At 68.2% G+C, this 21,541-nt stretch carries 19 protein-coding genes; 11 read left to right on the top strand and 8 right to left on the bottom strand.

Annotated elements, in window-relative coordinates; genetic code table 11:
* Window positions 1-230: 230 nt before the first annotated feature.
* Entirely contained in the window at window positions 231-3,113 is a 2,883-nt protein-coding gene (locus tag ACIA8G_RS10205; RefSeq protein ID WP_396418025.1) for a CARDB domain-containing protein, read from the top strand.
* Here ACIA8G_RS10205 and ACIA8G_RS10210 read toward each other — a convergent pair whose 3' ends face one another.
* Genes ACIA8G_RS10210 through ACIA8G_RS10230 form a run of 5 tightly spaced genes read right to left on the bottom strand, consistent with a single transcriptional unit; the run spans window position 3,114 to window position 7,552 of the window.
* On the bottom strand, window positions 3,114-3,551 hold the full coding sequence (locus ACIA8G_RS10210; protein WP_396418026.1) for a nuclear transport factor 2 family protein: 438 nt from the start codon (window positions 3,549-3,551) through the stop codon (window positions 3,114-3,116).
* A complete protein-coding gene (locus ACIA8G_RS10215; RefSeq protein WP_396418027.1) occupies window positions 3,548-4,408 on the bottom strand; it encodes a TIGR03619 family F420-dependent LLM class oxidoreductase in 861 nt (286 codons plus the stop codon). Before ACIA8G_RS10215 ends, ACIA8G_RS10210 begins: the two co-directional genes overlap by 4 nt.
* Window positions 4,405-5,547: a thiolase domain-containing protein gene (locus tag ACIA8G_RS10220; protein ID WP_396418028.1), complete on the bottom strand. Its 1,143-nt coding sequence runs from the start codon at window positions 5,545-5,547 to the stop codon at window positions 4,405-4,407. Before ACIA8G_RS10220 ends, ACIA8G_RS10215 begins: the two co-directional genes overlap by 4 nt.
* On the bottom strand, window positions 5,548-6,600 hold the full coding sequence (locus ACIA8G_RS10225; protein ID WP_396418029.1) for a thiolase domain-containing protein: 1,053 nt from the start codon (window positions 6,598-6,600) through the stop codon (window positions 5,548-5,550).
* Between the two features lie 7 nt (window positions 6,601-6,607).
* A complete protein-coding gene (locus ACIA8G_RS10230; protein ID WP_396418030.1) occupies window positions 6,608-7,552 on the bottom strand; it encodes a Zn-ribbon domain-containing OB-fold protein in 945 nt (314 codons plus the stop codon).
* Window positions 7,553-7,597: 45 nt separating this feature from the next.
* Here ACIA8G_RS10230 and ACIA8G_RS10235 point away from each other — a divergent pair, with 45 nt between their 5' ends.
* From ACIA8G_RS10235 to ACIA8G_RS10255, 5 genes are all read left to right on the top strand, one after another.
* Window positions 7,598-8,626 (top strand): LLM class F420-dependent oxidoreductase, encoded by a 1,029-nt coding sequence (locus ACIA8G_RS10235; RefSeq protein ID WP_396418031.1) that lies wholly within the window; start codon window positions 7,598-7,600, stop codon window positions 8,624-8,626.
* Between the two features lie 25 nt (window positions 8,627-8,651).
* Entirely contained in the window at window positions 8,652-10,166 is a 1,515-nt protein-coding gene (locus tag ACIA8G_RS10240) for an acyl-CoA synthetase (protein ID WP_396418032.1), read from the top strand.
* On the top strand, window positions 10,159-10,611 hold the full coding sequence (locus ACIA8G_RS10245; protein WP_396418033.1) for a pyridoxamine 5'-phosphate oxidase family protein: 453 nt from the start codon (window positions 10,159-10,161) through the stop codon (window positions 10,609-10,611). Before ACIA8G_RS10240 ends, ACIA8G_RS10245 begins: the two co-directional genes overlap by 8 nt.
* The gene (kstD, locus tag ACIA8G_RS10250; RefSeq protein WP_396418034.1) at window positions 10,608-12,317 is read left to right on the top strand and encodes a 3-oxosteroid 1-dehydrogenase; all 1,710 of its coding nucleotides are present in this window, start codon (window positions 10,608-10,610) and stop codon (window positions 12,315-12,317) included. The genes ACIA8G_RS10245 and kstD overlap by 4 nt, the downstream gene beginning before the upstream one ends.
* Window positions 12,318-12,446: 129 nt before the next feature.
* A complete protein-coding gene (locus ACIA8G_RS10255) occupies window positions 12,447-13,637 on the top strand; it encodes a DUF222 domain-containing protein (RefSeq protein ID WP_396418035.1) in 1,191 nt (396 codons plus the stop codon).
* Window positions 13,638-13,743: 106 nt separating this feature from the next.
* Here ACIA8G_RS10255 and ACIA8G_RS10260 read toward each other — a convergent pair whose 3' ends face one another.
* Window positions 13,744-14,535, bottom strand: coding sequence for a crotonase/enoyl-CoA hydratase family protein (locus tag ACIA8G_RS10260; RefSeq protein ID WP_396418036.1), 792 nt, complete (start codon window positions 14,533-14,535; stop codon window positions 13,744-13,746).
* Between the two features lie 74 nt (window positions 14,536-14,609).
* Between ACIA8G_RS10260 and ACIA8G_RS10265 the strand changes: the two genes are divergently transcribed.
* From ACIA8G_RS10265 to ACIA8G_RS10275, 3 genes are read left to right on the top strand one after another with little or no spacing between them, the layout of a single operon-like run.
* Window positions 14,610-16,196, top strand: a complete 1,587-nt coding sequence (locus ACIA8G_RS10265) for an acyl-CoA synthetase (protein WP_396418037.1) — start codon at window positions 14,610-14,612, stop codon at window positions 16,194-16,196.
* The gene (locus ACIA8G_RS10270) at window positions 16,177-17,265 is read left to right on the top strand and encodes an NAD(P)H-dependent flavin oxidoreductase (protein ID WP_396418038.1); all 1,089 of its coding nucleotides are present in this window, start codon (window positions 16,177-16,179) and stop codon (window positions 17,263-17,265) included. The genes ACIA8G_RS10265 and ACIA8G_RS10270 overlap by 20 nt, the downstream gene beginning before the upstream one ends.
* A gap of 40 nt (window positions 17,266-17,305) precedes the next feature.
* Window positions 17,306-18,277 (top strand): hypothetical protein, encoded by a 972-nt coding sequence (locus ACIA8G_RS10275; RefSeq protein ID WP_396418039.1) that lies wholly within the window; start codon window positions 17,306-17,308, stop codon window positions 18,275-18,277.
* Here ACIA8G_RS10275 and ACIA8G_RS10280 read toward each other — a convergent pair whose 3' ends face one another.
* Together ACIA8G_RS10280 and ACIA8G_RS10285 are read right to left on the bottom strand one after the other, a co-directional pair.
* Window positions 18,278-19,192, bottom strand: coding sequence for an acyl-CoA dehydrogenase family protein (locus ACIA8G_RS10280; protein ID WP_396418040.1), 915 nt, complete (start codon window positions 19,190-19,192; stop codon window positions 18,278-18,280).
* Window positions 19,193-19,216: 24 nt separating this feature from the next.
* Window positions 19,217-20,377, bottom strand: coding sequence for an acyl-CoA dehydrogenase family protein (locus ACIA8G_RS10285; RefSeq protein WP_396418041.1), 1,161 nt, complete (start codon window positions 20,375-20,377; stop codon window positions 19,217-19,219).
* Window positions 20,378-20,422: 45 nt separating this feature from the next.
* On the opposite strand from ACIA8G_RS10285, the gene ACIA8G_RS10290 reads away from it, so the two are divergent.
* Window positions 20,423-20,614 carry a ferredoxin gene (locus tag ACIA8G_RS10290; protein ID WP_396418042.1) on the top strand — a complete coding sequence of 64 codons (192 nt, stop codon included), beginning with the start codon at window positions 20,423-20,425 and terminating at the stop codon, window positions 20,612-20,614.
* Between the two features lie 71 nt (window positions 20,615-20,685).
* Window positions 20,686-21,534: a 3-oxoacyl-ACP reductase gene (locus tag ACIA8G_RS10295; RefSeq protein WP_396418043.1), complete on the top strand. Its 849-nt coding sequence runs from the start codon at window positions 20,686-20,688 to the stop codon at window positions 21,532-21,534.
* Window positions 21,535-21,541: the final 7 nt, after the last annotated feature.

Raw genomic sequence — 21,541 nt, forward strand, 5'->3', positions numbered from 1 at the left:
CAAAACTGCAACCTGTTCTAGTTTCGACCGTATAGCGCTCCCGCCCGGTTCCGCAACGGCCGTGGCGCATGCTGTCGATTCCCTTGCAAGTGATCACCTGTCGAGACGTGGTAGCGGTTTCCGGGCGTGGTGGGGGTAGGTTCTGGGACCGCAAGAAATCAACTTCAGAACGCAGAAACCGGATCATTTCCCGGTAATAGTTGACAGCCCGCTCAGGAGAGGTGTTCGTCATGGCCCGGAGCCGACCCCGTTCAAGACTGGCAGTGGCGCTGCTGGTCGCGGCGCTGTTACCGGCAGGACTGCCCGGATCCGCCTCCGCCGCGCCCGGTGAGGAGAACCTGGCCACCGGCAAGCAGATCACCGCGTCCTCGACGACCGGGAACTTCACCGCGGCCAAGGCGATCGACGACGACCCCACCACCTATTGGGAGGCGGGGGCGGACACCTTCCCGAACCTGCTCACCGTCGCGCTCGGCGCCAACGCGGACCTCAACTCGATCGTGCTGCGGGTGAATCCCGCGATGGAGTGGGGACCACGCACGCAGACCGTGGAGGTGCTCGGGCGTGAGCAGTCCGCCACCGAGTTCACCAGCCTGGTCGCGGCGACGCCGTACGGGTTCGACCCCGCCACCGGCAACAGAGTGACGATCCCGCTCACCGCGAAGGTCGCCGACGTGCGGCTGACGATCACCGCGAACACCGGGGCAGGCGGCGCGCAGATCTCGGACCTCCAGATCCTCGGCGTGGCCGCACCCAACCCGGACCTGACGGTCGCCGCCACCACGACCACGCCGGCGAGCCCGGTGACCGGCGACGACATCACCGCCAACGCGACGATCACGAACACCGGCGCGCTCGCGTCGAGCGCCGCCACCAACGTCAGCTTCTACGTCGACCGCCGCAAGGTCGCCACCACCCAGGTCGGAGCTCTCGCGGCAGGCGCATCGGCGACGGTGTCCGCGAAGATCGGCAAGTACCCGGCGGGTGCGCACCAGGTCGTCGCCAAGGTCGACGAAGCGGGCGTGATCTTCGAGACGAGCGAGTCGAACAACGGGCTGACGAGCCAGTTCACCGTCGGCCGGCTGGCAGGCCCCGACCTCGTCGCCGAACAGGTGACCCGGACGCCGGACAGCCCCCAGGCGGGCGACAGGGTGAAGTTCTCGGTCGTCGTCAAGAACCAGGGCACGCAGGCCACGGCCGCTCATGTGCGCGTCATCGAGTCGACCGTGACCGATGCCCACACCGGAGCCCTGCTCACCAAGTTCTACGGCCTGCAGACCGGCCGCATCGCCGCCGGTGGCACGGCGAAGCCGCTCGACCTCGGGTCCTGGCTGGTGAAGGCCAACGGCAAGTACGTCGTCCGCACGGTGGTCCTGCCGGACGCCGACGAGGCGAAAGCCAACCGGGACAACAACACCAGCACCACCGACCTGTACGCAGGCCGCGGCGCGAGCCTGCCGTACGAGACGGTCGAGGCCGAGGACGGCAAGCTCGGCGGCGGTGCCGCCGTCGTCGGCCCGAACCGCACTATCGGCGATCTCGCGGGTGAGGCGTCCGGCCGCAAGGCGGTCACGCTGAACACGACCGGCAGCTCCGTCGAGTTCACCACGAAGCGGGCCACCAACTCGCTCGTCACCCGGTTCTCGCTGCCGGACGCGCCGACCGGCGGCGGCACGCAGTCCACAGTGGACGTCTTCGTCAACGGCCGGTTCCTCAAGGCGATCGACCTGACGTCGAAGTACGCCTGGCTCTACGGACCGGAGTGGGGCCCGCAGAACGACCCCGCACTCGGCCCGGCGCGGCACATCTACGACGAGGCCAACGTGCTGCTCGGCACCACCGTGCCGGCGGGCAGCAAGATCAAGCTGCAGAAGAGCGCCGCGAACACGTCGACCTACGCCATCGACTTCGTGAGTTTCGAGCAGGTCGCCCCGGTCGCCAACCCCGACCCGGCGCGCTACACCACCCCGGACGGCACCAGCCACGCCGCCGTGCAGGCAGCGCTCGACAAGGTGCGCAAGGACATCACCGGCAAGCTCGTCGGCGTCTACCTGCCCGCCGGTGACTACGAGAACACGGGCAAGCTCGACGTGTCCGGCACCGCCGTGCAGGTCGTCGGCGCCGGGCCGTGGTTCACCAGGTTCCGTGCGGTCGGCCCGGACAACACCGACGCGGGCTTCACCGTGGACGGCTCCGCGAGCGGCTCCACGTTCCGCGGGTTCGCCTACTTCGGCAACTACACCACGCGGATCGACGGCCCCGGCAAGGTGTTCGACCTCGAGAACGTGTCCGGCCTGACGTTCGACAACCTGTGGGTCGAGCACACCGTGGTCGGCATCTGGGGCACGAACGTGCAGAACACCACCGTGCGCGACTCCAGGTTCCGCAACACGTTCGCCGACGCGGTGAACTTCACCAACGGCAGCTCGAACAACCACGTGGTCAACAACGAGGCACGCACCACCGGTGACGACAGCTTCGCGTTGTGGGCGGCCGCCGACCTCAACGACGGCGACCAGAAGAACAACCTGTTCGAGCACCTCACGGCCCTGACGCCGTGGCGCGCGGCGGGCATCGCGGTGTACGGCGGTCAGGACAACACCTTCCGCGACATCTACGTCGCCGATGTCCTGGCCGGTTCCGGCGGCACCATCAGCTCGCTGAGCTTCGGCGTGACGATGAAGGACTTCGGTCCGGCACCGACCACCCTGAAGGGGATCTCGATCGTCCGGTCGGGCGGGCACTTCTGGGGCGCGCAGACGTTCCCGGCGCTGTGGCTGTTCTCCGCGACGAACAAGTTCCAGGCCATCCGCGTCAGCGATCTCGACATCGTGGACCCGACCTACAGCGGGATCATGTTCCAGACCAACTACGTCAACGGCCAGCCCGCGAACACCATCACCGACACGAAGTTCACCAACGTGTCGATCACCGGTGCGAAGCTCAGCGGTGACGCGTTCGAGGCCAAGTCCGGCTTCGGGCTGTGGGCCAACGAGTTCCCCGAACCCGGACAGGGCCCGGCGATCGGCTCGGTGACGTTCGAGGGACTGCGGCTCAAGGACAACGCCGTGGACGTCAGGAACACGACGTCCACGTTCACCATCAACAGGTAGCTACGGAGTACGAAGGGTCGCGAGCGCGCGTTCTGTCTCCCAGAACGCGCGCATCGACTTGATGAGCCCGTCTTCGCCGACGTTGTAGACGAACACGCCCTCGGTGTCGACGCGCGCGCCGCCGGGCAGGAACGCCGAGATCGTGCCGATGTTCGCGCATTCCGACCCCGCCGCGAACGAGTCGTGCATGGCGAACTCGAACCGTTCCACGTTGGCGATCGCGAGGTCCCAGAACGCGGCGATGGCCTCCTTGCCGTGGTGGCCCTTGCCTTCGGCGTCGAACATGGACGGGCCGACCGGGTCCTCCACCACGGCGTCCTCGGCGAACAACGCCAGCCACTCGTCCTTCGCGCCACGTGACACGGCGTCCATCGACTTCCACGACGCCACGCGCGCCGGGGTCTCCGTCTTCGATGCCGTCCAGCTGACCGCGGTCATGCGAACTCTCCCAGCACTTCGTCGGCGAAACGCCGAAGTCCGTCCTTCTTGGCCTGCAGGCTTCCGTCGAACCCGACGCCGTAGAACAGCCACGGCACCACGATCACGTCCGTCACACCGATCTCGTCGAGCTGCCGGTAGCCGTCGAGCCCGAACCGGTCGATGCACACGGCCTGGATCTCGAACGGGCGCTCGAACGCGCCGAGATCCTTGAGCTGCTCGATCACCGACCTCAGGTCCGCGTACTTGATCATCGCGGACGTCCAGCCGTCACCGACCCTGGCAGCGCGCTTCAAGGCGGCGGGGGAGTGGCCGCCGACGTAGAACGGCACCGGCGAGGTGGGTGCCGGAGACATCTGCAACCGGTCGAAGTCGAAGTAGTCACCGTGGTACTCGACCATTCCGCCGCCCAGCACGAGCTTCAGAATGTCGATCATCTCGTCGACGCGCGGCCCGCGGTTCTTGTACGGCGCACCGCACCACTCGAACTCCTCCGGCGACCAGCCGAGCCCGACGCCGAGACCGAACCGGTTGCCGGTCAGGTGCGCCACCGAGCCGACCTGGCGGGCCAGCAGCAACGGGTTGCGGGAGCCCAGTTTCAGGACCTGGGTGTAGAAGTGGATCCGCGATGTCACCGCACCCATGGCCGCGGCGGCGACGAACGGGTCCACCCACGGGGTCTCGGCGTTCCACATCCGTGAGCCGTCGGGCGTGTACGGGTAGTCCGCGGAGACCTTCTCCGAGAAGAACAACGAGTCCGGCAGCGCGATGGACGCGTAGCCGCACTCCTCGGCGCACTGGGCCAACTCGGTCAGCTGGTCGAGCGGGCTCATGGCGATGCCGACGGTGAACTTCATGGCTTCTCCGATCCGACGACCCACATGGCGAAGAACTGCGATCCACCGCCGTACGCGTGGCCGAGCGCGACCCGCGCGCCGTCGACCTGGTGCTCCCCGGCGGTGCCCATGACCTGCATCGCTGCCTCGGCGTACCGCAGCAACCCGGAGGCGCCGATCGGGTTCGACGACAGCACGCCGCCGCTCGGGTTCACCGGCAGCCGGCCGCCGATCTCGGTCTCGCCCGCCTCCGTGAGCTTCCAGCCCTGGCCGATCTCGGTGAACCCGAGGTTCTCGAGCCACATCGGCTCGAACCACGAGAACGGCACGTAGATCTCGGCGGCGTCCACTTCGGACAGCGGGTCGGTGATCCCGGCCTGCTTCCACAACGCGCGGGCGGCGTCCTGGCCGGCCTGCGGGTTGACCTGGTCGCGTCCGGCGAACGTGGTGGGCTCGGTGCGCATCGCGGTCGCCCGGATCCACGCGGCCCGGCCCGAGGTGGGCTCGGACGAAATGATGACTGCGCATGCGCCGTCCGACGAAGGACAGGTCTCGTCGTACCGGATCGGGTCCCACAGCATCTGCGAGGCCTGCACCGACTCCACCGTGATGTCCGGCTGTTTCAGGTGCGCGTAGGGATTCCGAGCCCCGTTGCGGCGGTCCTTGGCGGCCACCATCGCGCCCACGTGCTCGGGAGCGCCCGCGCGGCGGATGTAGGAGCGCACGTGCGGCGCGAAGTAGCCGCCCGCGCCGGCGTGCACCGGCATGGTGAACGGCGTCGGAACGGACAAAGCCCACATCGCGTTCGACTCGGACTGCTTCTCGAACGCCACGGCCAGCACGCGCTTGTGCACACCGGACTGGACGAGCGAGGCCGCTACGTTCCCGGTGCTGCCACCGACCGAGCCCGCGGTGTGCACGCGCAGCAACGGTTTCCCGACCGCGCCCAGGGCGTCGGCGAGGAAGAGTTCGGGCATCATGACGCCCTCGAACAGGTCTGGCGCCTTGCCCAGGACCACGGCGTCGATGTCCGGCCAGTCCACCCCGGCGTCGGCCATCGCCCGGTCGATCGCCTCGCGGCACAGGCCCGCCATCGACACGTCGAGGCGTTTCGCGGCGTGGTGCGTCTGGCCGGTGCCGACCACTGCTGCCGGTCGCATCTACTCCCGTCCTTCCATGACGCAGACGAGGTTCTGTTGGAGCAACGGCCCGCTCGTGGCGTGACCGAGCACCTTCGAGGCTGATCCGTCGTGCACGCGGCGCGCGGCCTCACCGATGCGGGCCAGCCCGGCCGCGAACATCGGGTTGCCGGCCAGCACGCCGCCGGACGGGTTGATCACGATGTCGCCGAGCCCGAGTGCCTGGCGCAGCAGGATCTCCTGGTGGCTGAACGGCGCGTGCAGTTCCGCCACCTCGACGCCGTCGGCACCGGCCGCCTTGCCCGCGGCTACAGCCGACGGAGAAGTGGTGAGGTCACGGGCGCCGAACGACGGCGAGTCGACCCGGTGCTCGAACCCGGTGATCCACGCCGGCCGATCGCACAGATCCCGCGCACGGTCACCCGCCGCCAGCACGATCGTCGCCGCGCCATCGGTGATCGGCGCGCAGTCGTGCCGCCGCAACGGATCCGCCACGTAGTCCGAAGCCAGCAACTCGTCGACGTCGTAGGTCCCGGACAGCTGCGCCAGCGGGTTCGACATCGCTGCGGCACGACTCCGCACGGCCACTGAAGCCATGTCCCGCTCGTCCCAAAGGCCGCTCTCGATGCCCATGCGCGCCTGGATTCCGGCCAGACCAAGCGAATCCGGCCACAGCGGCGTGACGACGTAGGGGTCGAGCTGCATCGCCATGACACGGCGGAGCTGACCCGCCGACGACTTGCCGAAGCCGTAGACCAGCGCCGTGTCGATCTCGCCGCACTGCAGCTTCACCCAGGCCTCGTACAAGGCCCACGCGGCGTCCATCTCGACGTGCGACTCCGCGACCGGTGGGAACGCACCGATCGCGTCGACGGCGGAGACGAACGAGAAAGCCCGTCCCGCCAGGTAGTCCGAGGAACCGGAGCACCAGAACCCGATGTCGGCCTTGGTGAGCCCGAGTCCGCCGAGCACCTCCTGGAAGATCGGCACCAGCATCTCGACACCGTTGGTGGTGCCGTCGGTTTCGCGCACGCACGGCGTCTGCGCGAAACCGACTACCGCAACGTCACGCATGCGCGCCTCACAGGTGCTGGGAGTAGGAGTCGAACGGCGCGTCCGGCTCGCCGGAAGGCTTGAAGTGATCGATGTTCTGCATCGTCGGGCCCCACTCCTCGCGCGGCTTCCACACCGCCTCGACGCGCATGCCCATCCGCACGTCCTCCGGCGCGACGCCGAGCAGCAGGTGCAGGAACGGGATGTCCGCGCCGTCCAGCAGCACGTAGGCCGACACGTACGGCGGCGGGATCCGCTGGCCGAGGAAGGGCACGTTGACGACGCAGAACGTGGTGATGGTGCCGTGGTCGGACAGCTCGATCTGGTCCGTCGTCGGCACGCCGTCGGTGGGGCAGGCGGGCCGCGGCGGGAAGTAGACCTTCTCGCACACCGGGCAGCGCTGGGCGATCAGCCGCCCCTCCATGAGGCCGCGCAGGAACGGGTCCTCGGTCGGCGACGCGGAATGCGTGTAATGCAGGTTCACCGGCGTGGTCACCATCGTGACGGCTTCCGCGTCTGCCGGGGGCTCGCCGGGTTCGTCGGAGATCTCGAAGTACTCGATGTCCGTGATGGCACCGGCTCGCTCGGCGCGCCATCGCACCCGCACCCGCGCGCCCGTCGACATCCGGTCCGGCGAACCGGCGTCCACGGCGTGCAGCAACGAGGTGTCCGCGCCGTCGAGTTGGATGAGCGCCCACGCGAAGGGCCGGTCGAGCGGTTGCCCCTCGAGCGGTTCGGGGATCCACGACCAGCCGCGCACCACGCCGGTCGACGCCACGTCCACGAACTCGGACAGCTTCTCCGCCGTCACGGGGTCGTACTCGAGCGGCGGCACGTGCACACGGCCGTCGGAACCGCGGATCCCCGTCACCTTCCGGCGGCGCAGATCCGTGAGGAAACGGCCCAGCGTCGGGCCGAGGGAGCGCGTGTAGTCGAAGCCCACGTCGAGCGGAGCACTCAGCGGCCGAGTCACAGATCAAAGTGAAACAGGTTCTCGAAATGGTGGCAAGATGGGTGCATGAAGCTCGGTCTGCAGCTCGGGTACTGGGGCGCTGGGCCGCCCACGAACGCCGCCGAACTCGTGGCGGCGGCGGAGGAATCAGGATTCGACGCGGTGTTCGCCGCCGAGGCGTGGGGCTCGGACGCGTTCACCCCGCTGGCCTGGTGGGGATCCGCGACTGATCGCGTCCGGCTCGGCACCTCCGTGGTGCAGATGTCGGCCCGCACACCGGCGGCCTGTGCCATGCACGCGCTCACGCTGGACCACCTGTCCGGCGGCCGGTTCGTGCTCGGCCTCGGTGTGTCCGGGCCGCAGGTCGTGGAGGGCTGGTACGGCCGGCCGTTCGCCAAACCCCTGGCCAGGACCAGGGAATACGTGTCGATCCTGCGTCAGGTGCTGGCCCGCGAGGCGCCGGTGGTCAACGACGGTCCGCACTACCCGTTGCCCTACCGGGGTCCCGGCGAGCTCGGGCTCGGCAAGCCGCTCAAGCCCATCACACACCCGCTGCGCGCCGACCTGCCGATCTGGCTCGGTGCCGAGGGACCGAAGAACGTCGCGCTGACCTCGGAGATCGCGGACGGGTGGCTCGCCATCTACTACGCGCCGCGGCTTTCCGGCATGTACGAGGAATGGCTGGCCGAGGGGTTCGCCAAGTCGGGCCGCAGCAGGGAGACCTTCGAGGTCGCGGCCACCTGCCAGGTCGTCGTGACGGACGATCCGGCGCCGGTCAGGGCCATGCTGAAGCCTTTCGTCGCTTTGTACATCGGCGGAATGGGTGCGCCCGGGATGAACTTCCACGCCGAGGTCTTCACCCGCATGGGATACGGCGAGGCGGTGGCGGACATCGGCCGGTTGTTCCTCGCCGGCCGCAAGGACGAGGCGGCCCAGGCGGTTCCGGACGAGCTGGTGGCCGAGATCAGCATCGTCGGCACGGCGGAACACGTGCGCGAGGAGATCGGCCGCTGGGAGAAAGCGGGCGTCACCATGCTGCTCGTCGGCTGCCGTGACGTGGCTTCGATCAAGGCCGTCTCTGAGGCTTGTCAGTAGGTGAAACGCGTTCTACTTTGAGGGGGTGGTGACAGGACTCTGGAACATCGCTGCCGATCAGCCGGACCTGACCGCACTGGTCGATCCGAGCGGTCGAGAGATCACCTACCGAGAGCTGGCGGCGGCCGCCGACCGCTACGGGCGCGGGTTCCGGTCCCTGGGGCTGGAACCCGGCGACAGCATCGTGCTGATGCTGCCCAACAGCGCCGACCTGGTCGCGGTGTACTTCGCCGCCTACCAGACCGGCCTCTACGTCGTGATGGCCAACTGGCACCTGACCGGGGCCGAGGTCGCGTACCTCGTGCAGGACAGCGGCGCCAAGGCGTTCGTGGCGCACGAACGATTCGCCGCTGCGGCAACGGAAGCCTCGATCGGCCTGCCTTCCGAGGCGCGGTTCGCGGTGGGCGACATCGCGGGCTTCCAGCCGCTGACCCGGCTGGGCGACGGCGAGGAGGGCAGGCCGGACCGTCGCACGGCCGGGTCGCCGATGCTCTACACCTCCGGCACCACCGGACGGCCCAAGGGCGTGCGCAGGCCGTTGACCGGCGCCGACCCGGATGTCGTGCCGCCGTCGGCCGCGTGGTTCTTCGGCATCTTCGGGATCAAGCCGCATGACGGCCACGTGCACGTGTGCGGGTCACCGCTCTATCACACCGCGGTGCTCAACTTCGTGGTCATCTCGATCCAGCTCGGGCACACCGCCGTGCTGATGGACCACTGGGCGCCGGAGGAGATGCTGCGGCTGATCGAGCGCTACCGGGTCACGCACAGCCACATGGTGCCGACGCAGTTCCACCGGTTGCTCGCGCTGCCCGACGACGTGAAGGCCAAGTACGACCTGTCGTCGCTGCGGGCGATGATCCACGGCGCCGCGCCGTGCCCGCTGGAGGTCAAGCGCAGGATGCTCGACTGGTGGGGCCCGGTCGTGATCGAGTACTACGCCGCCACCGAGGGCGGCGGCACGGCGATCACCGCACAGGAATGGCTCGACAAGCCGGGATCGGTCGGCCTGCCGTGGCCGACGTCGGAGATCAAGATCCTGGGCGAGGACGGCACCGAGCTGCCCGTCGGCGAACGCGGCCTCGTCTACATGCGGATGGGCGACGCGACCTTCGAGTACCACAAGGACGCCGAGAAGACCCGCGCCGCCCGCGTCGGCAGGCTGTTCACGCTCCAGGACATCGGCTATCTGGATGAAGACGGCTACTTGTTCTTGTGCGACCGGAAGAACGACATGATCATCTCTGGTGGCGTGAACATCTACCCGGCGGAGATCGAGGGTGAGCTGGTGTGTCATCCCAAGGTCGCCGACGTGGCGGTGTTCGGCGTGCCGCACCCGGACTGGGGCGAGGAGATCAAGGCGGTCGTGCAGCCGGTCGACGGCGTTGAAGCTGGTGCCGCCCTGACGGAGGAGCTGCTGGAGTTCGCTCGTACGAGGCTCGCGAAGTTCAAGCTGCCCAGGACCATCGAGTACCTGGCCGAACTGCCGCGCGACCCCAACGGCAAGCTCTACAAGCGGAAGCTGCGTGACCGTGCGTGACCTGATCAAGATGACGCCGGCCGAGATCGAGACGTTCCTGGACGGCCAGAAGACGTTGATCGTCGCGACCATCGGCCGCACCGGGCTGCCGCACCTCGCGCCGATGTGGTTCGCCGTGCTGGACGGCGAGATCGTGTTCTGCACCGACCGCAAGTCGCAGAAGATCGTCAACCTGCGTCGTGATCCGCGCTGCAGCGTGCTGGCCGAGGCGGGGGAGACCTATGACCAGCTGCGCGGCGTGCACATGGAGGGCGTCACCGAGTTCACCGATCTCGCCCCGGTCGTGGACGCCGTGGTGGCGCGCAACTTCGGCGAGGTCGGCGACGACGACGCGGCCCGCGAAGCCCTGCGGAAAGCGATGTCGCGGCGCGTCGCCGTGATCTTCCGTCCGCACCGGACGGCCAGCTGGGACCACCGCAAGACGATGTCGGGAGTGACCCCATGACCCTGAACCGCCGCCAGGTGCTCGCCGGAGCCGGTCTCGCACTGGCCTCGGGACTCGTCACCAGGTCCCCCGCCTCGGCGGACCGGCTCGGTGAGTTCGACGTCGTGGTGGTCGGTGCGGGCGCGGCCGGCATGACCGCCGCCCTGACCGCGGCCAAACGCGGCCTGAGCTGCGTGGTGCTGGAGAAGGCACCGACCTACGGCGGTTCGGCGGCCCGGTCCGGCGCCGCGATCTGGATCCCCAACAACGAGGTCATCCTGGGCGCCGGCGTCCCGGACACACCGGCGAAGGCGGCGCAGTACCTCGCGGCCGTCGTCGGTGACATCCCGGCCGTGCGGCAGCAGGCGTACCTGGCGCACGGGCCGCAGATGATGTCGTTCGTGACGCGGAACAGCCCGTTGCGCTTCCGGTACATGGACGGCTACAGCGACTACTACCCGGAGTACCCCGGCGGCATCGCGCGGGGCCGGTCGGTCGAGCCGGACCAGTTGGACGGCAACATCCTCGGCGCTGAGCTGGCTCGCCTGAACGCGCCGTACCTCGCCACCCCGCCGGGCATGGTCATCTTCGGCGCGGACTACAAGTGGCTGGCCCTGGCGTTGGTCAACGCGAAGGGTGCTGCCACCGCAGCCGCCGCGTTGGCACGGGGAACAGCCGCCGCGCTGGCGGGCCAGAAGCCGCTGACGATGGGCCAGGCGCTGGCCGGCGGGTTGCGAGCGGGCCTGATGCGGGCCGGCGTACCGGTGTGGCTGAACACCGGCCTGGAAGAACTGCACGTGGAGAACGGCGCCGTCAGGGGAGTCCTGACCTCACGCGGCCTGGTCCGCGCGCGCCGTGGCGTGATCATGGGCTCCGGCGGCTTCGAGCACAACGCGGCCATGCGCGCCCAGTACCAACAGCAGCCGATCGGCACCGCCTGGACCGTCGGCGCCAAGGAGAACACCGGCGACGGCCACCGCGCGGGCCAGCGACTAGGTGCCGCGTTCGACCTGATGGACGACGCCTGGTGGGGCCCCGCGATCCCGGTGCCCGGCGCGCCGTACTTCTGCCTGGCCGAGCGCACCCTGCCGGGCGGCCTGATGATCAACGCGGCGGGCCAGCGGTTCGTCAACGAGGCCGCGCCATACAGCGACGTCGTGCACACGATGTACGACAAGAACCCGACGTCGCCGTGCATTCCGGCGTGGCTGATCGTCGACCAGAACTACCGCAACAGGTACCTGTTCGCCGACATCGCACCGACGTTGCCGCTGCCTGACGCGTGGTACCAGTCCGGTGCGGTGGTGAAGAACTGGTCGCTCGACGGCCTCGCTTCCGCGATCGGCGTGCCTGGTTCTGCGTTGCGCGCCACTGTCAGCCGGTTCAACGGGCAGGCTTTTTCGGGTAAGGACACCGACTTCAAGCGTGGTGACAGCGCCTACGACCACTACTACACCGATCCTGCCGTCATTCCGAACTCTTGCCTGGCGCCGTTGTGGGCTGCGCCGTACTACGCGTTCAAGATCGTGCCCGGTGATCTTGGGACGAAGGGTGGCATGGTTACCGACGCTCGTGCTCGGGTGCTTCGGCCTGATGGTTCGGTGATTTCTGGGCTGTATGCGGCGGGGAACGTCAGCTCTGCCGTGATGGGGCGGAGTTATGCCGGGGCTGGGTCGACGATCGGGCCGGCCATGACCTTTGGGTACATCGCGGCCAACGACATCTAGCGCTGGTTCATAGGCGCGTGTTGCGTTGTCTAGAGAGAACTGTGCACACGGCGCCATATGCTGTCTGACCTGGGAGTTTCACCCGTTCGTGAGTGGAGTTCGAACAGATGTTCATGCCACAATGGACGCATGACAGTGGCAGTGCTAGGACTCGCTTCTCCGCTTGAGCTCCTCGATGAGCTCAAGCGGAAAGTCCGTGCGCTGCAACAGCTTCAGCATCAGGTGTTGACGATTGTCGGTGCGCTCGATCAGCAGGGTGCGGCGGAAACGTTGGGGTACAAGGATCTCGTCGAAGTGTTCAAGCATGTGCTTCGCTGGGATCCGAAGACCACTCGTCGCAAGCTCAAGCAGGCGCAGGCGCTCTGTCCTACCGTCACGCCTACCGGCTCCGTGATCGAGCCGACGTTGCCCGGTGTTGCGGCTGCGATGGCGGCGGGCGAGTTGTCCGAAGACCACGTCGACGTGCTCGCTGAAGCCATGGCGGGGTTGCCTGCTGCGGCGGAGACCTATGTCGTGGAGTACGCGCGGCAGTATGAACCCCGCTCTGTCAAGGTGTTCTGCAGGGAGCTGGCCTACCGGATCGACCAGGACGGCCCCGAGCCCGAGCCGGTGCAGCCGCGCAATGTGCTGCGGCGGAAGTGGCAGGGCGGCCGGTATCAGTTGTTCGCCGATCTCGATGCTGAGACCGGGGCGAAGCTGGACGCGTTGATCGACCCGCTGGCCAAACCCGAACCCGAGGATCTGCGGTTCGCGCCGGAACGGGAAGGTGACGCGTTCTGTGACGTCGTCGACCTCGCTCTGCGTGCCGAGCGGCATCCCGGTTTCCGCAAGCACTGCCACGGCGGTGAACGCGTCCAGCTCACGGTGACGGTCGACTACGACAAGCTCCGGGCCGGTATCGGTGCTGCCCGGTTGGACAACGGTGAACGCCTCCCGATGCGGCAGGTCCGCAAGATCGCCTGTGACGCCGGGGTGATCCCGATGCTGCTCGGCTCCCGCTCCCAGATCCACGACGTTGGTCGGAAGACCCGGGCCATCAACGCCGGACTACGTCGAATCCTCGTCGCCCGGGACCGTGGCTGCGCGCATCCCGGCTGCACCAGACCGCCCAGTCACTGCGAAGCGCACCACATCAAGTCGTGGGCCGAAGGAGGAGAGACCAACGTCAAGAACCTCGTACTTCTCTGTCGCAGACACCACGACCTGCTCCATCACTCCGACTGGCAAGTCCAGATGATCGGTGGGGTGCCGATGTTCCGGCCGCCCGCCTTCATCGACCCGCAGCGAAGACCACGACGGAACCCGCTCCACGCCGCATGAGTTCGGTCGGTCAGTCCGCCGGCGGTTTGCCGCACTCGGCGGGGCAGTTGATCCGCGCCTGGCCAGCCGGGGCGCATTCCTGCGGGATGCCGGAGGACAGCCGGGATCAGCGGCCTCGGAACTCCGGCTTCCGCTTTTCGGCGAACGCGCGAGGACCTTCCTTCGCGTCCTCGCTGCGGAACACCTCCATGCCGAGCCGAGCGTCTACTTTGAACGCCTCGTTCTCGTGCATGGCCTCGGTCTCCCGCATGGTGCGCAGGATCGCCTGCACGGCCAGCGGACCGTTGGCGGTGATCAGCTCGGCCAGTTCGAGAGCTTTGGTCAGCGCCTGGCCGTCCGGCACGACGTGGCCGATCAGGCCGATCTCCTTGGCCTCGGCGGCCCTGATGTGCCGTCCGGTCAGCAGCAGGTCGGCCGCCACGGTGTACGGGATCTGCCGGGGCAACCGCACCGCCGAGCCGCCGAGGGGGAACAGGCCCCAGCGGGCCTCCGAGACGCCGAACCGTGCGCTCTCGCCGGCTACGCGGATGTCGGTCGCCTGCAGGATTTCCGTGCCGCCTGCCACCGCTGGACCTTCCACAGCGGCGATGAGCGGTTTCGTCAATCGACGACCTTTGAGGAGGGGTTCGATGATGGAGAAGTCGTACGAACCCGAGGTCTCGCTGGGGTGGTTGGTGGTCATCGCTTTCAGGTCCGCGCCCGCGCAGAACGACCCGCCCGCGCCGGTCAGGATGCACACCCGCACGTCTGGATCCGAGTCGACGCGGTCCCACGCCTCGCGCATGATGGCCATCATCGGGCCGGACAACGCGTTGCGGACCTCGGGCCGGTTCATCGTGACGACCAGAACGTTGCCGACCAAGTCCACCAACGCGTGTGGTTCTGTCGTGGTCGTCATTCGCGCGCCTCCTGGATCGAGTCTGACCGCACGGGGGATTGTCCAGAACAGTAACACGTTCTACTTTGACGGACATGGCCCTCAACGTCGCAGACCTCGTTGAACACGCCGCAGACACGGTGCCCGACCGGACCGCGCTCGTGTGCGGTGACCGCCGGGTCACCTACGCCGAACTTGACTCGCGAGCCAACAAACTGGCTCATCATCTGGCAAAGAACGGCGTGACAGCGGGACAGCACGTCGGGCTCTACGCACGCAACTCGATCGAGCTCGTCGAGGCGATGCTCGCGGTCTACAAGCTGCGTGCGGTGGCCATCAACGTGAACTATCGATACACCAAGAACGAGTTGCAGTACTTGTTCGGTGAGGCGGATCTGGTCGCCCTCGTGCACGAACGGCGGTATGCACCGTTGGTCGCGGAGGTAGGCGTTCCGCTGCACACCGTCGTCATCGACGACGAGTCTGAAGAGGAGTTCGCCGGCGCCGACTACGAGACGGCGCTCGCGGAGGAGTCCGGGGACCGGGACTTCGCGCCGCGCAGCGGCGACGACATGTACATCCTCTTCACCGGCGGCACCACCGGCATGCCGAAGGGCGTGATGTGGCGCCACGAGGACGTGTGGCGCACGCTCGGCGGCGGCATCGACTTCGTGACCGGCGAACGCATCCAGGACGAGTGGCAGCAGGCCAAGTCCGGCAAGGACTACGGGCTGGTCCGGCTCTGCCTGCCGCCGTTGATCCACGGCGCCGCGCAGTGGGCCGTGCTCGGCGCGTTGTTCAGCGGCAGCACGGTGGTGCTGGTGCCGAAGTTCGACCCCGCGGAGATCTGGCGGGTCATCGGGCAGGAGAAGGTGCAGGTCGCGGTGATCACCGGCGACGCGATGGGCCGGCCGTTGATCGAGGAGTTCCAGCGCGGCGAGTACGACGGGTCGTCGTTGTACATCCTCAACAGCAGTGCCGCGTTGTTCTCCTACACCGTGAAGAAGCAGTACCACGAGCACCTTCCGCACACGACGCTGCTGGAGTCGATCGGGTCGAGCGAGACCGGGTCCACCGGCATCGGCGCGGTGCCGAAGGAGATGGTGAAGACCGACGGCACCAAGGTGAAGCTGAACGAGGACACCATCGTCATCGACGACGACGGCAACAGGCTCGAACCGCAGCCCGGTGTCGTCGGCAAGCTGGCCCGCGGCGGCCACATCCCGCTCGGGTACTACAAGGACCCCGAGAAGACCGCGCGGATGTTCGTCGAGGTCGACGGCAAGCGCTACACGGTGCCTGGCGACTACGCCCGGTTCGAGGCCGACGGCGACATCACGCTGCTCGGCCGAGGCAACACGTGCGTCAACACCGGTGGCGAGAAGGTGTTCCCGGAGGAGGTCGAGGCGGCGCTCAAGTCCCACCCGGACGTGTTCGACGCGCTCGTCATCGGCGTGCCGGACGACCTGCTCGGGCAACGGGTCGGCGCGCTGGTGCAGCCACGGGAAGGCGCGACCCCGCAACTGTCCGAACTGGACGCGCACGTGCGCGAGACGCTCGCGGGGTACAAGGTGCCCCGGTCGCTCTGGCTGGTCGGCGAGATCGGCAGGACCCCGAGCGGCAAACCCGACTACCAGTGGGCGCGGCGCCACGTGGAGGACCATGCGCACCAGCCTGTGTGAGCGGTTCGGCATCGAGCACCCGGTCTTCGGCTTCACGCCGTCGGAGCACGTGGCGGCGGCGATCAGCCGGGCCGGCGGCTTCGGGGTGCTGGGGTGCGTGCGGTTCAACGACGCGGAGGACCTCGACCGCGCGCTGACGTGGATGGACGAGAACACCGACGGCAAGCCTTACGGTGTCGACATCGTCATGCCCGCGAAGGTGCCGGCCGAGGGCACCCAGATCGATCTGGACAAGCTCATCCCGCAGGGCCACAAGGACTTCGTGCAGCGGACCCTGCAGAAGCTCGGCGTACCCCCGCTGCCCGACGGCGAGGGCGGCGAGGGCGTTCTCGGCTGGCTGCACTCGGTCGCGCGTTCGCACGTCGACGTGGCGCTGGAGCACCCGATCCGGCTCATCGCGAACGCGCTGGGCTCGCCACCCGCCGATGTCATCGAACAGGTGCACGCGAAGGGAGTTCCGGTGGCTGCCCTCGCGGGCAAGGCCGAGCACGCCCGCAGGCACGTGGCCAACGGCGTGGACATCGTGGTGGCGCAGGGATACGAAGCCGGCGGGCACACCGGCGAGGTGGCCACGATGGTGCTCGTGCCGGAGATCGTCGACGCGGTCGACGTCCCGGTGCTCGCGGCCGGCGGCATCGGCTCCGGCCGCCAGGCCGCCGCGGCACTGGCGTTGGGCGCCGACGGGGTGTGGATGGGCTCGTACTGGCTCACCACCGCCGAATACACGCTCGGGAACTCCGGCACGCAACGCGCGTTGCTCGCCGCCGGTTCGAGCGACACCGTCCGCACCCGCGTCTACACCGGCAAACCGGCCCGACTGTTGAAGACGCGGTGGACCGAGGCGTGGGCCGAGGAGAGCGCGCCCGAACCGCTGCCGATGCCGTTGCAGAACATCCTGGTCAGCGAGGCGCACCTGCGCATCGCCCGTTCCGAGGACCCGTCGGTGGTGTCGATGCCGGTCGGCCAGGTGGTCGGGCGGATGAACGAGGTGCGCCCGGTCGCGGACGTGCTGGCGGACCTCATCCGGGAGTTCGGGGACACCGTCGAAAGGCTGAACAAGCTGCGCTGACTCGTTATTGTGTTTCCACCTGGGGCTCAAAGGGGGAAACATGCAGCGAAGACGTGTGTTCGGCCTGCTCGTTGCAGGGATGGTGCTCGCGTCGACGGTCGGGGCACCGCAGGCCGTCGCGGCCGACCCGTGCCGGTGGATCGCGCACGACCTGCCGGTACCGGACGGCTCGATATTCGCCAGGACCAGCGGCAGCAGCGAGAACAGCCGGTTCATCGTCGGGGAATCCCACATCGGTGAGAGCACGCACGTCGAGAGCGGGTTGGTGTGGGACAACGGCGAGCTGACGGTGATGGCTCCGTCGGGCTCGGAGTGGATCGCGGTCCGTCCCAAGGACGTGAACAACAGCGGGGTCGTCGTCGGTCGTCAGGAGCGCCTGCTCGAGCATCGGACGCTGGCCTTCCGCTACCGCGACGGTGCCTACGAGATGCTGGAGACGCCGGACGGCCACAACTCGCAGGCGAAAGCTGTCAACAACCAGGGCGACGTGGTCGGCGAGGTGTGGCAGACCGACACGCCGGGCAGCCGGAAGCCCGTCCTGTGGCCGAACAGCGGACCTGCGCGGACCTTCCCGCCCTCCGGGCCGGTCGTCGGCATCAGCGACGACGGCAGGATGGTGCTGATCTCGGGCTCCTCGGGGTTCGTGGTCGACGTCGCGAGCGGGCAGCGGACGGAACTGGCCGGCGGCAAGCAGTTCATGGTCTTCGACAACGACAGGGTGCTGCACTCCTCCCCGGCAGGCATTGCGGAGTGGAACCTCGACGGACAGCAGGTCGCCACCTGGGAGGGCGGGACGTGGCCTGGGGGCAGGACGTCGAGCGGCCACGTGGTGTTCGGATTCGTCGACAAGGTCGCGACGCTGTGGCAGTGGGGCATTCGTTACCCCGTGGACTCCGAGAAGCTGCCCGTGTTCGCCACCGCCTACTACACCGACGTCACCGACGAGGGTGCGCTGATCGGCACTTACTTCGACACCGACTCCCGCCCGGCACGCTGGTTCTGGTGCGGCTGATCAGAGTGCCGCGCTGAGTTTCAGGAGCTGGGCGGTCGCCCCGCCCAGCTCGAACTCCGCCCGCTTCGCGGCGGTGAAGTAGCGGTGCACCTCGTGGCTCATGTCGATGCCGGTGCCGCCGTGCACGTGCACGGCGGTGTGCGCCACGCGGTGCCCGGCGTCGGCGGCCCAGAACTTCGCCGTCGCCACCTCGGCCTCGGCGTCCAGACCCTCGGCGAGGCGCCAGGCGGCCTGCCACAGCGTCAACCGGATCGCCGCGACGTCGATGTACGCATCAGCGAGCCGTTGCGCCACGGCCTGGAAGCTGCCGATCGGCCGCTCGAACTGGACGCGGGTCTTGGCGTACTCCGCGGTCAGCTCCAACGCGCGTTCGGTGACGCCGAGCTGGAAAGCGCACAGCCCCAGGGTGTACCGGGTGATGAGCCACTCCGGTGACAGGCCGGGCACGAGCTCGCCCGAGGTGAACTCGAACGAGCCGGCGTCCGAGTCGTCGACGAGGTGCTGCGGCGTGATGGCGAGCGAGTCGGCCTCGACGAGGAACACCTCTGCGCCCTGTGACACCAGGAATGCGGCCGAGGTCGACGCGAACGGCACCGTCGTCTTCGCGCCCGCGGTGTCCTCCGCGAGTGCGACGGACAGCTGGGTTCCCGCCGTCAGCCAGCGAGAACGTTGTTCTGGCGTCCCGAACTCGGCCAGCGCCGTCGAGGCGACCATGGTCGGCAGGTAGGGCACGGTAGCGACCGCGCGGCCCAGTTCGACCAGCACGGCGCATTGTTCGAGCACACCGAACTCGTCGGGCTGCTCCGGCACGACCCCGGACTTGACCAGGTCGAGCCACGGCGAGTCCGACGACTCGAGGATCTTGCGGGTCAGCGCGGCGAGTTCGCGTTGCGCCTCGGTCAGCGTGAAGTCCATGTCTTCTCCGTTATCGAGGCAGTCTTATCGAGGCACTGCGGGCAATCCCAGGCCCACTCGCGCGATGATGTCCCGCTGGATCTCGTTGGTGCCGCCGCCGAACGTGAGGATCAGCGACGAGCGGTGCATGCGTTCCACCCGGCCGTGCAACAGCGCTCCTGGCGAGCCCGTGCGCACGATTCCGTTGGCGCCCAGCACCTCCATCAGCAGCCGGTAGCCCTCGGTGGCGAACTCCGTGCCGAACACCTTGGTGGCGGAGGCCTCGGCGGGTGAGGGCGCCTCGTCCCCGCCGGACGCGATGCGCCAGTTGATCAGCTTGAGGAACTCGGTCTTCGCGTGCACGCGGGCGAGGTGCAGCCGCACCCACTCGTGCGAGATCGCGCCGGTTTCCTGCGCCCATTGACGAACTTCGCGCAGCGCGGTCTGCAACGGCGCGGCCGAGCACAGCGCGACGCGCTCGTGGTTGAGCTGGTTGGTGATGAGCTTCCAGCCCTTGTGCTCCTCGCCGATGAGGTTCGCGGCCGGGACGCGCACGTTGTCGTAGAAGGTCGCGCTGGTGGTCGGCCCGGACATCGTCGGCACCGGCGTCCAGGAGAAACCGGGGTCGGTGGTCGGCACGATGATGATGCTCAGACCTCGGTGCCGCTGTGACTCCTGGTCGGTGCGGCAGGCCAGCCAGACGTAGTCCGCGTACTGGATGAGGCTCGTCCACATCTTCTGGCCGTTGATGACGTAGTCGCCGCCGTCGCGAACGGCCCGCGTGCGCAGCCCTGCCAGGTCGGTGCCCGCCTCGGGTTCGGAGTAGCCGATGGCGAAGTGGATCTCCCCGCTCGCGATCTTCGGCAGGTAGTGCGCCTTTTGCTCGGGGGTGCCGTAGGCCATGATCGTCGGCCCGATGGAGTTCAGCGTCAGGAACGGCACCGGCGCACCGGCTGCCGACGCCTCGTCCAGGAAGATGAGCTGCTCGATCATCGGGCGGGCGCGGCCGCCGTACTCCTCCGGCCAGCCGATGGTGAGCCAGCCGTCCAGCCCCATCTGGCGGACGGTGTCCTTGTACGCCTCAGCGTCGCCGTAGTCGCTGCCTCCGGCGAGGCTTGCCCGGCGTTCCGGCGTCATGAGCGCGGCGAAGTACGCCCGCACCTCCTGGCGCAACTGCTCCTGTTCGGGCGTGAAACCGATGCGCATGGGCAGTACTCTAGAACAAGTTCTACCTGATGTCAGGAGGCCGCTGTGAAGGTCGACGTCGATCCCTCGCTGTGTGAGGCGCACGGTGTGTGCATGTCAATCCTGCCTGAGGTGTTTGACCTTGACGACGACGAGGTTCTGCAGATCCGGGAGGGTGATGTGCCCGGTGACGAGGAGGCGCTGGCCGAACGTGCCGTCGCGTCGTGCCCGAAAGGGGCGCTACGCCTCTCACGCTGATGGGCCTTGTCACAAACAGGAACAGATTCTAGTGTGCGACGAGTACCTCGGCCATGAGCAGGGAGTCTGTTGTGGACCTTTCGGGGAAGGTCGCCGTCGTCACCGGCGCGGGTGCTGGACTCGGCCGGGCGGAGGCGGTGGAGCTGGCGCGGGCCGGCGCCTCGCTCGTCCTCAACGATCTGCCGGGCGCGGCCGACGCCGCTGCGGCCGAGATCGAGGAACTGGGCGCGAAGTGCGTCGTGGTCGAGGGTGATGTGGGGGAGCGGAGCACCGCGGACGCCCTCGTCACCGCGGCCGTCGAACAGTTCGGTGGGCTGCACGTCGTCGTCAACAACGCCGGAGTGCTGCGCGACCGGATGTTGTTCAACATGAGCGACGAGGACTGGGACCTCGTGATGCGGGTGCATCTGCGCGGCCACTTCCTGTTGTCGCGCAACGCTGTCTCGTTGTGGCGGCAGCAGTCGAAGGCCACCGGCGAACCGGTGTACGGGCGCGTGATCAACACCTCGTCGGAGGCGTTCCTGCTCGGCTCGGAAGGCCAGGCGAACTACGCGGCGGCCAAGGCGGGCATCGCCGCGCTGACGGTCGCGACGGCTCGTGGCACCGGGAGATACGGCGTGCGGGCCAACGCCATCTGCCCCCGTGCGCGCACGGGGATGACCGCGCACGTCTTCGGCGACGCCCCGGACGGCACCGATCCGCTGGCGCCCGAGCACGTGGCGAAGTTCGTGGCGTACCTGGCGAGCCCGCCGGCCGACAAGATCAGCGGCCAGGTCTTCGTCGTGCACGGCGGCATGGTCGCGCTGATGGCGCCACCCACCGTGGAACACCGGTTCGACGCTATCGGTGACCTGGACGGGTACTTCGCCGACCGCGATCCACAAAGGACTTTCTCCTGTACCGAAACGATGGGCCTGTAGGAGGAGC

Source organism: Lentzea sp. NPDC051213, assembly GCF_044455585.1.
Classification (GTDB): domain Bacteria; phylum Actinomycetota; class Actinomycetes; order Mycobacteriales; family Pseudonocardiaceae; genus Lentzea.